Origin of the sequence: Streptomyces rishiriensis, assembly GCF_030815485.1 — a bacterium.
Classification (GTDB): domain Bacteria; phylum Actinomycetota; class Actinomycetes; order Streptomycetales; family Streptomycetaceae; genus Streptomyces; species Streptomyces rishiriensis_A.
In genome coordinates, this window is the sequence record NZ_JAUSWV010000002.1 from 6,398,260 (window position 1) to 6,411,948 (window position 13,689).

Below are 13,689 nucleotides of genomic sequence, written 5' to 3' on the forward strand. Positions count from 1 at the left end.
CGAGCGCCCTCGGTCGAAGAGCCTGAGGTTCGGCTGAGTGGCTCACGGCGCGTGCGGAGTCACTCCGGCGAACTGCGCCCCCGCGTCCCGCAGCCGCTCGTGCAGTGCCTGGAACACGGCCGCCGAACGGGTGCCCGGCCAGTCCTCGGGCAGCAGGCGGGCGGGCAGCCCGGGGTCGGTGTAGGGCAGGTGACGCCAGGAGTCCAGAGCCAGGAGATAGTCCCGGTAGGCCTCCTCCGGCGGAGTGTCCGGACGCTGCCGCCAGGCGTGCAGCACGCGCGCGTGACCCTCGAGGAACGTCTCGTGCTCCTTGGCGATGGCCGCCAGGTCCCACCACCGGGCGACGGACTCGACGGTCGGCGAGAAGCCGAGGTGCTCGCCGCGGAAGAGATCGACGTACGGGTCGAGACGCAGCCGTCGGAGGGTGTGCCGGGTCTCGTCGTGCAGACGCGCCGGTGCGATCCAGACGCCCGGCGCGGCGGTACCGAACCCCAGGCCCGCGAGCCGCGACCGCAGCACATGCCGCTTCTGCCGCTCGGACTCAGGCACCGAGAACACCGCAAGCACCCAGCCCTCGTCCGCCGGCGGTGCCGTGGCGTAGATGCGCCGGTCACCGTCGTCGAGCAACTGCCTTGCTTCATCCGAGAGTTCATACCCTGCCGCGCCCTGCGCCGTACGGGCCGGCAGCAGCAGTCCGCGCCGCTTCAGCCGGGACACCGAGGAGCGTACGGAGGGCGCGTCGACGCCCACCGCGGCGAGCAGCCGGATCAGCTCGGCGACGGGCACCGGGCCCGGTGCGAAGCGGCCGTACGCGCCGTAGAGCGTGACGATGAGAGACCGGGGTGCTGGCTGGTCGGACACGTTGATCATCTTAAGGTCTTCGGCATCACGGCTGGTCACCATTGGTGTCATCCCTGACGTGATCTCCACTCCGGCCTTCGGCGCAGTCTTCGGCATGGTGTTCGCCGTGATCTGCGCCGTGATCTTCGCCGTGGTCTTGGGTGCGCAGCCGGAATCGCTGGAGCTTTCCGGTCGCCGTGCGGGGCAGCGCGTCCAGGAAGACGAACTCGCGGGGGCACTTGTACGGCGCCAACTCCTCCTTGAGAAAGGCGCGCAGAGCCTCCGCATCGCGCCGGACACCCGCCCGCAGGACGGCGAACGCGACGACCACCTGTCCCCGTTGCTCGTCGGCCCGTCCCACGACCGCCGCCTCGACCACGTCCGGGTGGCGCAGCAGCGCCTCCTCGACCTCGGGGCCCGCGATGTTGTACCCGGCGGAGATGATCATGTCGTCGGCACGGGCGACGTACCGGAAGTAGCCGTCGGGCTCGCGGACGTAGGTGTCGCCGGTGATGTTCCAGCCGTCGCGCACGTACTCCTGCTGACGCGGATCGGCGAGGTAACGGCAGCCGACCGGGCCGCACACGGCGAGCAGCCCGGGCTCGCCGTCGGGCACGGGTCTGCCGTCCGGCCCCTGTACGCGCGCGTGCCAGCCGGGGACGGGGACACCGGTCGTGCCGGGCCGGATGTCTTCGTCGGCGGCCGAGATGAAGATGTGCAGCAACTCGGTGGCGCCGATGCCGTTGATCAACCGGAGCCCGGTCCGCTCGTGCCAGGCTCGCCAGGTGGCGGCGGGCAGGTTCTCGCCGGCGGAGACACAGCGGCGCAGCGAGGAGACGTCGTGCGCGGAGGGGCGGTTGAGGTCATGGAGACCGCCGAGGTGGTTGAACTGCTTGACGTGGTTGAGGTCGTTCCGGTCGTTCCGGTCGTTCGATGCGTTCAGGTCGTCGAGCATCGCGCGGTAAGCGGTGGGGGCTGTGAACAGCACGGTCACCCGGTGTGCGGCGATCGCGGGCAACAGCTGCCGGGGGCCCGCCTGTTCGAGCAGCAGGGCGCTGGCGCCGGCCCGCATCGGAAAGACGACCAGCCCGCCGAGGCCGAAGGTGAAACCGAGCGGGGGGCTGCCGGCGAAGACATCATCCGGAAGCGGTTTCAGTATGTGCCGCGAGAAGGTGTCGGCGATCGCCAGCACATCCCGGTGAAAGTGCAGACACCCCTTCGGGCGGCCGGTGGTCCCGGAGGTGAACGCGATCAGCGCCACGTCGTCGCAAGCGGTTTCGACGGCCTGATACGGCTCGCAAGGCGCCGACCGGTTCAGCAGGTCGTCGGGGGAGTCACCGCCGTACGTCGTGATGCGGAGTCCGGGTATCTCCCCCTTGGCGAGGGCGTCCACGGCCCTGATGTCGCAGAGCGCGTGGTCCACCCGCGCGATCTCGCACATGGCGCGCAGCTCGTTCGGCCGCTGCTGGGCCAGGACGGTGACCGCGATCGCGCCCGCCTTCAGCACCGCCAGCCAGCAGGCCGCGAGCCAGGGAGTGGTGGGACCGCGCAGCAGCACACGGTTGCCGGGGGCGACCCCGAGTTCGCCGCTGAGCAGATGGGCGATCCGGTCGACGCGGGCCCGTAGCTCCCCGTACGTCCAGGACGGCCCGGTGGCGGTGTGGAACACGGGCCGGTCCGGGGCGGTGCTGCCGAGCAGTTCGGCGGCGCAGTTCACCCGATCGGGGTAGTCGAGTTCGGGCAGCTCGAATCGGAGACCGGGCCAGGTACCGGGCGGCGGAAGGTGGTCGCGCGCGAAGGTGTCGACGTGAGCCGAGACGTTCATGGGCGTTCGCCCCCTTGCCTGGATGGACTGTCCGGCTGGGCTGCCCGGGCGGGCGTCGTCTTGGGGTCGCGTAAGCGAGCGTAGCGCGTTGGTGACGACAGTCAACGGTACGCGATACCGTCGAGATGGGCGGCGGCGTAGGCGACGGTAAACGGTGGACGTTGACGGGTGGTGGACGTTGACGGGTGGGCGGTGGGCGGTGGAGGGCAGACGGGCGGGCGGAGCAGCGGTCAGGGCAGGCGGGTGCGGACACGGCGGCACCGGCGCGATCCCCTCCGGTACGGCAGAAACGGTCTCGGCAGGGTGAGACCCTCCGGAACCAGCATGGAAACAGCTAGAGCAGCAGGCCCGGCAGGAAGGCGCAGCGGCAGCGGTACGCCAAGTCGGACCGACAGAAACAGACACGGCAGAAACAGGCACGGCAGAAACAGAGACGGCAGAAACAGGCACGGCAGGCACGGCAGAAACACGTACTTCGGCAAGTCCCGTACGGCAGGTCACGCACGGCAGAGAGGACAGGCGATGCCCGCATTCTCGCTCGAACCGGCACAGGCCGCCTGGTGCGCCGAACTGCGCGCTCTTGCCGCCGAACGGCTGCACCCGCTCGCCGAGAAGGGCGAACCGGGGCGCGTCAACCGCCCGCTCGTCGCCGAACTCGGCCGGCTCGGCCTGCTGCCGCGACTGTTCACCTCCGGCGCCCTCGACCTCTGCCTGATGCGCGAGTCCCTCGCCTACGCCTGCACAGAGGCGGAGACCGCGCTCGCGCTGCAGGGGCTGGGCGCGCACCCGGTCCACGCCCACGGCACCCCCGCCCAGCGGCAGCACTGGCTGCCCCGTGTCACCGACGGCACCGCCATCGCCGCCTTCGCCCTGAGCGAGCCGGGCGCGGGCTCGGACGCGGCGGCCCTGTCCCTGGCCGCCGAGCGGGACGGACGGGACGGCTGGCGGCTCACCGGAGAGAAGTGCTGGATCTCCAACGCTCCCGAGGCCGATTTCTACACCGTCTTCGCCCGCACCACCGAAGGAGCCGGAGCTCGCGGTGTAACCGCTTTCCTCGTTCCCGCCGAGCGTGCCGGTCTCACCGGCGCCGCCCTCGACATGCTCTCCCCGCACCCCATCGGCGCCCTCCGCTTCGACGCCGTGCCGGTCACGGCGGACGACGTGCTCGGCGAGCCCGACCGCGGCTTCCGGGTCGCCATGGGCACCCTCAACCTCTTCCGCCCCAGCGTCGGCGCCTTCGCCGTCGGCATGGCGCAGGCCGCCCTCGACGCGACTCTGGCCCACACCGCCCGACGGGACGCGTTCGGCGGCAAGTTGAGTGACCTCCAGACGGTCGCCCACCAGGTCGCCGAGATGGCCCTGCGTACCGAGGCCGCGCGGCTGATGGTCCACGCCGCGGCGATGTCGTACGACAGCGGTTCCCCGGACGTCCCGAAGCGGGCCGCCATGGCCAAGCTGTTCGCCACCGAGACCGCGCAGTACGTCGTCGACGCGGCCGTCCAACTTCATGGCGCACGCGCCCTGCACCGCGGCCATCTGCTCGAGCACCTCTACCGGGAGGTACGCGCACCGAGGATCTACGAGGGGGCCAGCGAAGTCCAACGCGGAATCATCGCCCGGGAGCTGTACGCCGAACTCGCAGAACTGGAGGCCAGGTGACCACCGACCGCGTCAACCCACCCGAACTCTCCCCGCCCAGCGGCTTCTCCCACGCCGTCGTCGCAGCCGGAGAGCGGATCGTGTTCCTCGCGGGCCAGACCGCACTCGGCACTGACGGGAAGATCGTGGGTGAGTCGCTGCCGGACCAGTTCCGTCGTGCGCTGGCGAATCTGCTGGCCGCACTGACGGCGGCGGGCGGTACGGCGTCGGACCTGGCGCGCGTCACCGTCTACGTCACGGACGTCGCCGCCTATCGCGAGCGGGCCGCCGAACTGGGCTCGATCTGGCGGGAACTGGCGGGCCGCGACTATCCGGCGATGGCCGTCGTCGGGATCGTACGACTCTGGGACGAGCAGGCACTCGTCGAACTGGACGGATTCGCGGTACTCGATGGATGAAAGGCAGTATCCGGTATCTGCGGCCACGGCCAGTTCCCCAACCACGTCTCGTCGGCCGGTTCCGGTACCGCGTCTCGTCGGCCGGTTCCGGTAACCGGTTTCGCCCTCCGGTTCCGGTAACGGGTTCGCCAACCGGTTTCGGTAGCAGGCGTCGGCGGCCGGTTTCCGTCGGGTTCCGTGACGGGTGCTGGTGGCCGTTTCGGTGACGGCTTTCCGTCATCGGTTTGCGCAACCGGTTTCGACGGCCAGTCTTCGTAACCGGTATCGACGGCCAGTCTTCGTAACCGGTTTCGACGGCCGGTTCCGTAACCGGTTTCAGCACCGAGTCGGGTAACCGGTACCAGCGCCGGTTTGAGCAACCACGTCAGCGCCGGTTTCGGTGACCGGTACCAGCACCAATCAGTAACCGGTCTCCGCGGCGATTCAGTAACCGGTCTCCGCGCACGCTCAGTAACCAGTCGCCGCGCAAGCGCGGTAAGCGGTACCAGCACTAACTCAGTAACCGGTTCCCGGACCAATTCGGTAACCGGTCCCCGGACCAATTCGGTAACCGGTATCTGCGCAAGTTCGCTAACTGGCCGGCATCCGTGGTCGGCATCGGCGGGATGATCGGCAGCCGGGCTGAAATCCAGGTCAGGCGGCGACGGCCAGCTGTCCGGCGGTCACCCGGTGCGGGGCCACAGACCGGCCGTCGGGCAGCAGTTCGCCGGAGTCGTCGAAGGCGATCGTGCCGTCGCACATCAGGTACCAGCCCTGCTCGGGGTGGGCGGCGACGATGTGCGCGAGGTGTACCGTCCGGGCGTCGGCAGAAGCGCTGGGAAGCTGGTGGGAACACATGGAGCACCTCCACGTCGGTGGGGTCGGCCGTCCGGTCGGCCCCATGGGTAGACCATGCGCCCCGCCCGCCGGCATCTCCAGAGGGTGCTCGAAAGCGTGACAGCACCAGGACAACTCCAGGACCGTTCGTCGACGACCGGCGCGGACTCGCCACCGAAGGAGTGACGATCACCGCCTCGGGCACGCTCGCCGGGTACCTGTGGAGCCCCCCACAACAGGAGGTTTCCCCATGTCGTTGCGTCCCGCCCTCTCCGCGGCCGTCGGCGCCGTTCTGCTCTTGCTCGCCGCTCCGGCGGTGACGGCCACCGCCGGACCGTCGGAGTCCGTCACCGTGGACTCGGTCGGCACCATCGCCGCGGACGGCACCGTCACCCTCTCGGGTACCTACCGGTGTCTCGGCAACACGGGTCCCGTCTTCGTCAGCTCCTCGGTGGGCCAGGGGTCCGGCAAGGTCCGGCACGGCATCGGAGGCACCCGTGCGGTGTGCGACGGCGCCGAGCACGCCTGGAAGAACACCGGCAGGGCCACCCCGGCCGACCTCGAACCCGGTAAGGCCCACGTCGAGGCCACGCTCATGGAACTCCGCCCCCAGGGCAGCCTGCCGTTGCCCCGTTTCCACGCGACGCAGGAGCAGGACATCACGCTGACTGCCGGCTGAGCGGCCGGTCCTGAACAGCGGGCCCCTTGACGGGCACCGCACTCCGAGCGGCGGGCCCGGCAGACAGCCCGCCGCTTCTGGCGTCGTGGGTCGGCGCGCCTCCCGACGGGCCCGACGCCCCTGGCGTCGTGGGTGGGACCCGCCTCCCGACGGGCCCGACGTTTCCGGCCCCTTCCCGACCCGGTCTCACACCGGGTAGGCGTGGGTCTGCGTGGCCTTCACCGCCGCCCAGACCCGCGCCCCCGGGTGCAGATCGAGTTCGGCCGCGGCGACGGTCGTGAGGTCCGCGGCGAGGGGGAGCTCACCGGTGAGGTCCGCGCGGATCTGGTCGCCGTGGGTCTCCAGGCCGGCGACCTCGCAGCGCCAGAGGTTGCGGGCACTGGCGCCGGTCGGACGGTCGCGGTAGAGCGTGACCGCGCTCGGCGGGAACGCCACGAACACCGGGCCGGACAGGACCTCGGTGGTGGTGAGGGCCGGTCCCGCGTCGAGGCGGACGGTGTGGCCGTCCGCCTCGCCCCGATAGAGGTTCAGGCCCACCAACTGGGCGATGTAGTCCGTCCGGGGATGACGGGCGATGTCGGACGGTGCGCCCTCCTGGACGACCCGCCCGTGCTCGACGACGACCAGCCGGTCGGCGAGCACCATGGCGTCCAGCGGATCGTGCGTGACGAGGACGGCGACGGCCTCGAACTCGGCCAGGTGACGCCTGAGTTGGGCCCGGACCTCCAGCCGGGTGCGGGCGTCCAGCGCGGCCAGCGGCTCGTCGAGGAGCAGCAGCCGCGGGCGCGTGGCCAGCGCACGGGCCAGGGCGACCCGCTGGGCCTGGCCCCCGGACAGCCTGCGCGGCTTGGCGCCCGCGTGCGCCGCCAGGCCCAGGCGGTCCAGCCAAGCGGCGGCCCGGGCACGGGCCTGCGCCTTGGTCGCACCCTGGCAGCGGGGGCCGAAGGCCACGTTGTCCAGGGCGGTCAGATGGGGAAAGAGCAGATAGTCCTGGAAGACGACACCGACCGGGCGGGACTCCGGCGGCGTGTCCTCCAACGCGCGGCCGTCCAGCCGTAGCCGGCCGTCGGTGAGCGGCGTCAGACCGGCGAGGGCGCGCAGCGCGGTGGTCTTCCCCGCGCCGTTCGGACCGAGCAGGGCGACCACCTCACCCGGCGCCACGCTCAGCGCCACGTCGAGGCGGAACGCGCCGCGCTCCACGACCAGGTGGGCGTCGAGCCCGTCCGCGGACGAGCCGACGTGCAGCTTGTCTTCGTCCGCGGACGGACCGGCGCGCAGCTTGTCTTCGTCCGCGGACGGACCGGCGCGCAGCTTGTCTTCGTCCGCGGACGGACCGGCGCGGAGAGTGTCTTCGTCCGTGAACGGACCGGCGCGGAGAGTGTCTTCGTCCGCAGTGCGGTCGCCGCGGAGAGTGACTTCGTCCGCACAGGGGTCGGCGCGGAGGCCGAGTTCCCCGGACGGCCCCGCACGGAGACTGTGTCCGTCCGCGGACGGGGCGCCACGTCGGTCGTCGTGGACGGGCCGGGAGTCGGCGGCGGTCTCCTGGGGCTCGCTCATCGCGCTGTCATCCATCGGTCGCGCAGGCCCGCCAACACCGCGACGGACACGGCCAGCAGAACGAGGCTGAGGGCGATGGCGGCCTCCGGGTCGCTCTGAAGGGCCAGGTACACGGCCAGCGGCATGGTCTGGGTGCGGCCGGGGAAGTTGCCGGCGAAGGTGATCGTCGCGCCGAACTCGCCGAGCGCCCGGGCCCACGCCAGGACCGCGCCGGCCGCGACGCCCGGCGCGATCAACGGCAGTGTGACCCGGCGGAACGCGGTGAAACGGGAGGCGCCGAGGGTGGCGGCCGCCTCCTCGAAGCGCGGGTCGGCGGCGCGCAGGGTGCCCTCGACGCTGATGACGAGGAACGGCATGGCGACGAACGCCTCGGCGACCACGACCCCGGCGGTGGTGAACGGGAGCGTGATGCCGAACCAGGAGTCCAGCGACTTCCCGACGACGCCGTTGCGGCCCAACGCCATCAGCAACGCCACACCCCCCACCACCGGCGGCAGCACGAGCGGCAGGGTGACGAGAGCCCGGACGAGGCCCCGTCCGGGGAACTCGACCCGGGCCAGCAACCAGGCCAGCGGCACGCCGACGACCAGACTCACGGCAGTGGCGGCGGTGGCGCAGACCAGGGACAGCCGAAGCGCCTGCCACACCTCGGCACTGGTCAGCAGGTCCGGCAGGCTGCGCCAAGGGGCCCGCACCAGCAGCGCGATCAGCGGCACGATCAGGAAGGCCATACCGATCAGCGCGGGGACCAGCAGGGGCAGCGGCACGCCGCGCACCTGGGCCCGGACCCGTCGACGCCGCGGCCCGCCCCGGACGGTGTCGGCCGCGATGTCGGACCTGCCGGTCGGGGAGGTCACGGCTGCAGGAACCCGGCCTCGGTCAGGACCTTCTGCCCCTCGGCGGACCGCACCAGCGCGATGAAGGCCTCGGCCGCCACGGCGTTCTTCGCCTCCTTGAGGCGGACGATCGGGTAGTCGTTGACGGCGTCGGCCGATTCGGGGAACTCCACACCCTCCACCTTGTCACCCGCCGCGTGCACATCGGTCTTGTAGACGACCGCCGCGTCGGCCTCCTTCAGCTCCACCTTCGTCAGCGCGGCCTTGACGTCCTGCTCGTAGGAGACGGGCGTGAGCTTGAGCTCGGCGGCGTCGAGGGCCTTCTGGGCGGCGGCGCCGCAGGGGACCGTCTTGTCGCACAGCACGACCTTCAGGCCGGACTTCGTAAGGTCCTTGAGGGAGGACACCTGGTGGGGGTTGCCCGGCAGGGTGGCGATCTCCAGCTGGTTGCGGACGAAGGTGGCGGGCGTCCCCGAGGCGTCCCCCGCGTCCGTCACGATCGCCATCGTCTTGGGGCTGGCGGACGCGAACACGTCCGCCGGGGCACCGCCGGTGATGCTCGCGGCGAGGGAGTCGCTGCCCCCGAAACTGAAGGTGACCTCGGTACCCGGGTGAGCCTTCTCGAACGCCTTGCCCAGCGTCGTGAAGCTCTCCTTCAGCGAGGCCGCGGCGAACACGGTGACCGTCCCGGACAGCTTGTCCGACGTGGACGTGGACGTGGACGCGGAGGAGCCCGACGCCGCCGAGGAGGAGCCGTCGGAGGACGAACAGGCGCTCAGGCCCAGCAGCGCCGTCACTCCCAGGGCGGCCACCTGCATCGGTCGGCCGCTCCGGCGCGCGGTACGGGTCATCATGGGTCCACTCCTCTGGTCCTGACGGACACCCTCACGCTGACACCGGCTGGGCGGCAACGTCCCTGATCCGGTAGGTGCGCATGCACTGATCATACTGCCGCAGATGCGAGGGGAAAGTCTCCTGTCGCTTCGCATGAGCCGCAACGGTGATCGGATGAGGTGGCATGTGCGATTGCACGGGAGGCGGGTCCGGGTACGGTCATCCAGGAGGGGGTAGCCCGTGAGCCAGTCCCTCGCAGCTGCCGGCACGTCCGTCGGCACGTCCGTCGGCACGTCCGCCGGCACGGCTGCTGGCCCGCCTGCCGTTACGGCTGCTGCCCCGACCGCCGGCCCAGCCGCCGGCACGTCCGCTGACCCGACCGCCGGTCCCGCCGCTGGTCCAGCCGTCGGTGAGTCCGCCGGTACGTCCGCCGGCCCGACGGCCGATACGACCGCTACTCCCGCGGCGGAACTCGTCCTCGTCGGCGATCTGTGCCGGCCTGCCCGGCTCACGGTGCCCGACCTGCTCGGTCGGCCGCAGCACCGGGCCGAGGTGACCTTCGAGTGCGCCACCAGCGGCGTCCGGCACCACCGCTTCACGGGACCGCTGCTGTACGAGGTTCTCGCGGACGCCGGTCCCGGCTTCGACCCGGTCCGGCGCAAGGACCGTCTGCGCTTCCTGATAGCGGTGTCCGGGGCGGACGGCCGTCACGCCCTGCTGTCCTGGGCGGAGATCGACCCCGACTTCGGGCAGGCACCCGTACTCCTCGCGGTCACCCTCGACGGCGCCCCGCTCGACCGTGCCGGACCCCAGCTCGTCCTGCCGCGGGAGCGCTGCGGCGCCCGGCACACCAGCGGCGTGAGCGTGATCCGTGTGGACGGCGGCTACACCTCATGGGCGTGACCAAACCCCGCCCTGCTATGAGGAATCGGCTACCGTCTCCCGGCCCGTACCCGTGGGGCCGGGAAACCGGTTCCACACATCCGTCGCAGGGCCTTCGTCGGCAGCGAGGCGGAGCGGACCGCGCCGGTGCCCCCCCCCGTCAACGCGTCACCGGTGGAGGGCGGCGGAGACCCCTGTTTTCTTCTCAGGCCCGGTCGATGTGCACGTTCGTCGACTTCACCCGGGCGGTGGCCTCCACCCCGACCTCCAGCCCCAGCTCCTCCACGGCCTCCCGCGTCAGCAACGACACCAGCCGGTGCGGCCCGGCCTGGATCTCCACCTGGGCAGCGACATCACCGAGTTTCACGGCCGTGACGATGCCGGGAAAGGCGTTACGGACCGAGGTGTACGAGGCACCCTCCTCGCCGCCACCGCTCTTGGCCAGCTCCACCGAGAAGGCAGCCAGATCCCGGCCGTCGATGAGGCGTCGTCCGCCCTCGTCCCGGTGTGTGGCCACCCGGCCCGCGTCCGCCCACCGTCGCGCGGTGTCCGGACTCACCCCGAGCAGACGCGCCGCCTGGCCGATCGTGTAGGACTGCATAGCCGCCAAGATAGGCGATCGACGCCGACCCGTCCGTGCGGGGGCGCGTATCGCTCCTGCGCCGGGCGTGGGCGCCGGACCGGGCCCCTGCGGTAGATCTCCGGCGCGAGGAGGGTTCAGTGACGCACGCTTCCGGCGCGGAGGCGGGCTACTCGCCGACGGATCCGTCGATGGCTTGGCGGAGGAGGTCCGCGTGACCGAGGTGGCGGGCGTACTCCTCGATCACGTGCTCGAGGACGAACCGCACATCGGTGTCACCGAACTCCGGGTTGGGCCTGACACGCGACGGGTTCTCGGTAACGTGCGGAAACGCTTGCCGTGACTCCTCGCAGGCCTTCAGGTAGTCCTCGTAGACCTCCTCGGCCGGCGTAGGGTCCGATTCGTCGTACCACTCGTCACCGGAGCCGGTGACGTACGTCCGATAGGGGAAGTGCCGAGGCGTCGTACCCGCCAGGGTCCGCTGGAACCAGGCACGCTCGACCCCCGCGAGATGGCGCATGAGGCCCAACAGGCTCAACTCGGAGGATGTAAAAGGCCGTTGTCGCAACTGCGCGTCCGACAGGCCTTCGCACTTCCACAGGAAGGTGGCCCGGTGGTGGTCGAGGCCGGAGGCGATCACTTCCAGCCAGGAGCCCGACAACGTGCGCCCGGGCCGAACGATCTCCTGAACCACGATGTCGCTCACGCTGGACTTCCCCTCACTTGCCTCAGGCCTGACGTTCACCCGGGGGAGACTCACCACCGCACCGAAACTCATCGCTCCGAGAGCCCCGTTGAGCCTGTTGTCGCGCCGTTGTGGAGATCCGCACCGGCCACGGACTCCGGCGGCAGGCACGGGCCCTCGGCCCCGGCAGGCAGAAGCCCTCGAAGCCTGTTCGTGGACGACATCGATTTCGACGCTGGGGAGGATTCCGCGCCCGGGAGCGGCCCAGGGGCGCACGCCACGGACACCGCAATGCATCCTCCGTAAGCAAGCGCGCCTCCTGCCCCACGAGCCTGCCGGGCGCTTCCTGGGCGCCCGGGCACTGCCGTAGCAGGGCATCGACGCGGTCTTCGCACAGCCGCACAGCCGCACAGCCGCAAGGCGACCGGCGACAACTCGCCTCACACTCGCAGGCCGGCGAAGTCCGAGAGGCGCCGCCGCACCCGTTGCTGATCCGAATCCGTTCAGGCCAGGCGGAGTGCGGCGGCGGTGGCGTCCGCCGGTCAGATGTCCCGGAAGATCTCGATCTGAGCCCCGACGGAGTTCAGCCGCTCGGCCAGGTCCTCGTAACCGCGGTTGATGACGTACACGTTGCGCAGCACCGATGTGCCTTCCGCCGCCATCATCGCCAGCAGCACGACCACCGCGGGCCGCAGCGCGGGCGGACACATCATTTCGGCGGCCCGCCAGCGGGTCGGACCCTCGACCAACACCCGGTGGGGGTCGAGGAGTTGAAGCCGCCCGCCGAGGCGGTTCAGGTCCGTCAGGTAGATCGCGCGGTTGTCGTAGACCCAGTCGTGGATGAGGGTCTTGCCCTGCGCGACGGCCGCGATGGCCGCGAAGAAGGGAACGTTGTCGATGTTCAGGCCGGGGAACGGCATCGGGTGGATCTTGTCGATCGGCGCCTCCAGCTTGGAAGGCCGGACGGTGAGATCGATCAGACGGGTGCGGCCGTTGTCGGCCGGGTACTCCGGCGTACGGTCGTGATCGAGCCCCATCTCCTCCAGGACCGCCAGCTCGATCTCCAGGAACTCGATGGGCACCCGGCGCACCGTCAGCTCCGACTCGGTGACCACGGCGGCGGCCAGCAGGCTCATCGCCTCGACCGGGTCCTCGGAGGGCGAGTAGTCGACGTCGACGTTGATGTTCGGCACACCGTGCACGGTGAGTGTGGTGCTTCCGATGCCCTCGACCCGCACCCCGAGCGCCTCCAGGAAGAAACACAGGTCCTGGACCATGTAGTTGGAAGAGGCGTTGCGGATAACGGTTACGCCGTCGTACCGGGCGGCGGCCAGCAGAGCGTTTTCGGTAACCGTGTCCCCGCGCTCGGTCAGCACGATCGGCCGGTCCGGACGGACTGCGCGGTCGACGACGGCGTGGTACTGCCCCTCCGTCGCCGCGACCTCCAGTCCGAACCGTCGCAGCGCGATCATGTGCGGCTCGATGGTCCGCGTACCGAGGTCGCAGCCACCGGCGTACGGCAGCTTGAAGTGGTTCATCCGGTGCAGCAGCGGACCGAGGAACATGATGATGGAACGGGTGCGTACGGCGGCCTCGGCGTCGATCGCGTCCATGTCCAGCTCGCTCGGCGGCACGATCTCCAGGTCGACACCGTCGTTGATCCAGCGGGTCCGTACGCCAATGGAGTTCAGGACCTCGAGGAGGCGGTAGACCTCCTCGATCCGGGCGACCCGGCGCAGCACCGTGCGCCCCTGGTTGAGCAGCGAGGCGCACAGCAGGGCCACACAGGCGTTCTTGCTGGTCTTGACGTCGATCGCGCCGGACAGCCGACGGCCGCCCACGACCCGCAGATGCATCGGTCCCGCGTAGCCCAGAGAGACGATTTCACTGTCCAGGGCTTCACCGATTCGAGCGATCATCTCAAGGCTGATGTTTTGGTTGCCTCGCTCGATGCGGTTGACAGCACTCTGGCTGGTTGCGAGCGCCTCGGCCAGCTGCGCCTGTGTCCAGCCCCGGTGCTGCCGGGCGTCACGGATGAGCTTGCCGATGCGTACGAGGTAGTCGTCTGCCATGAGGCTGAGGTTATCTCAGATATGAG

General features: G+C 70.6%; 12 protein-coding genes and 1 pseudogene. 4 read left to right on the plus strand and 9 right to left on the minus strand.

The window, feature by feature from the left end; all coding sequences use genetic code 11:
- Positions 1 to 42: 42 nt before the first annotated feature.
- On the minus strand, positions 43 to 870 hold the full coding sequence (locus QF030_RS30975; RefSeq protein WP_307165864.1) for a PaaX family transcriptional regulator: 828 nt from the start codon (positions 868 to 870) through the stop codon (positions 43 to 45).
- A 16-nt stretch (positions 871 to 886) separates the two neighbouring features.
- A complete protein-coding gene (locus QF030_RS30980; RefSeq protein ID WP_307165865.1) occupies positions 887 to 2,665 on the minus strand; it encodes an AMP-binding protein in 1,779 nt (592 codons plus the stop codon).
- Between the two features lie 522 nt (positions 2,666 to 3,187).
- On the opposite strand from QF030_RS30980, the gene QF030_RS30985 reads away from it, so the two are divergent.
- The gene (locus QF030_RS30985) at positions 3,188 to 4,324 is read left to right on the plus strand and encodes an acyl-CoA dehydrogenase family protein (protein ID WP_307165866.1); all 1,137 of its coding nucleotides are present in this window, start codon (positions 3,188 to 3,190) and stop codon (positions 4,322 to 4,324) included.
- A complete protein-coding gene (locus QF030_RS30990) occupies positions 4,321 to 4,722 on the plus strand; it encodes a RidA family protein (protein WP_307165867.1) in 402 nt (133 codons plus the stop codon). The genes QF030_RS30985 and QF030_RS30990 overlap by 4 nt, the downstream gene beginning before the upstream one ends.
- A gap of 633 nt (positions 4,723 to 5,355) precedes the next feature.
- Here the strand turns inward: QF030_RS30990 and QF030_RS30995 are convergent.
- A complete protein-coding gene (locus tag QF030_RS30995) occupies positions 5,356 to 5,559 on the minus strand; it encodes a DUF5999 family protein (RefSeq protein ID WP_307165868.1) in 204 nt (67 codons plus the stop codon).
- 229 nt (positions 5,560 to 5,788) lie between these two features.
- On the opposite strand from QF030_RS30995, the gene QF030_RS31000 reads away from it, so the two are divergent.
- Positions 5,789 to 6,217, plus strand: coding sequence for a DUF6299 family protein (locus QF030_RS31000; RefSeq protein ID WP_307165869.1), 429 nt, complete (start codon positions 5,789 to 5,791; stop codon positions 6,215 to 6,217).
- Between the two features lie 186 nt (positions 6,218 to 6,403).
- Here QF030_RS31000 and QF030_RS31005 read toward each other — a convergent pair whose 3' ends face one another.
- The 3 genes from QF030_RS31005 to modA all read right to left on the minus strand — a co-directional run bounded on the left by QF030_RS31005 (position 6,404) and on the right by modA (position 9,461).
- Positions 6,404 to 7,495 carry an ABC transporter ATP-binding protein gene (locus QF030_RS31005; protein WP_307167749.1) on the minus strand — a complete coding sequence of 364 codons (1,092 nt, stop codon included), beginning with the start codon at positions 7,493 to 7,495 and terminating at the stop codon, positions 6,404 to 6,406.
- 275 nt (positions 7,496 to 7,770) lie between these two features.
- Positions 7,771 to 8,631 (minus strand): molybdate ABC transporter permease subunit, encoded by an 861-nt coding sequence (gene modB / locus QF030_RS31010; RefSeq protein ID WP_307165870.1) that lies wholly within the window; start codon positions 8,629 to 8,631, stop codon positions 7,771 to 7,773.
- Positions 8,628 to 9,461 carry a molybdate ABC transporter substrate-binding protein gene (gene modA, locus QF030_RS31015; RefSeq protein ID WP_307167750.1) on the minus strand — a complete coding sequence of 278 codons (834 nt, stop codon included), beginning with the start codon at positions 9,459 to 9,461 and terminating at the stop codon, positions 8,628 to 8,630. Before modA ends, modB begins: the two co-directional genes overlap by 4 nt.
- 436 nt (positions 9,462 to 9,897) lie before the next feature.
- Between modA and QF030_RS31020 the strand changes: the two are divergent.
- Positions 9,898 to 10,347, plus strand: a pseudogene (locus QF030_RS31020) (molybdopterin-dependent oxidoreductase); the annotation flags it as partial.
- 184 nt (positions 10,348 to 10,531) lie between these two features.
- Here the strand turns inward: QF030_RS31020 and QF030_RS31025 are convergent.
- From QF030_RS31025 to QF030_RS31035, 3 genes are all read right to left on the minus strand, one after another.
- Positions 10,532 to 10,927 carry a TOBE domain-containing protein gene (locus tag QF030_RS31025; RefSeq protein ID WP_307165871.1) on the minus strand — a complete coding sequence of 132 codons (396 nt, stop codon included), beginning with the start codon at positions 10,925 to 10,927 and terminating at the stop codon, positions 10,532 to 10,534.
- A 148-nt stretch (positions 10,928 to 11,075) separates the two neighbouring features.
- The gene (locus QF030_RS31030) at positions 11,076 to 11,612 is read right to left on the minus strand and encodes a DinB family protein (protein WP_307165872.1); all 537 of its coding nucleotides are present in this window, start codon (positions 11,610 to 11,612) and stop codon (positions 11,076 to 11,078) included.
- Between the two features lie 521 nt (positions 11,613 to 12,133).
- Positions 12,134 to 13,663, minus strand: a complete 1,530-nt coding sequence (locus QF030_RS31035; RefSeq protein WP_307165873.1) for a UDP-N-acetylglucosamine 1-carboxyvinyltransferase — start codon at positions 13,661 to 13,663, stop codon at positions 12,134 to 12,136.
- Positions 13,664 to 13,689 lie beyond the last annotated feature (26 nt).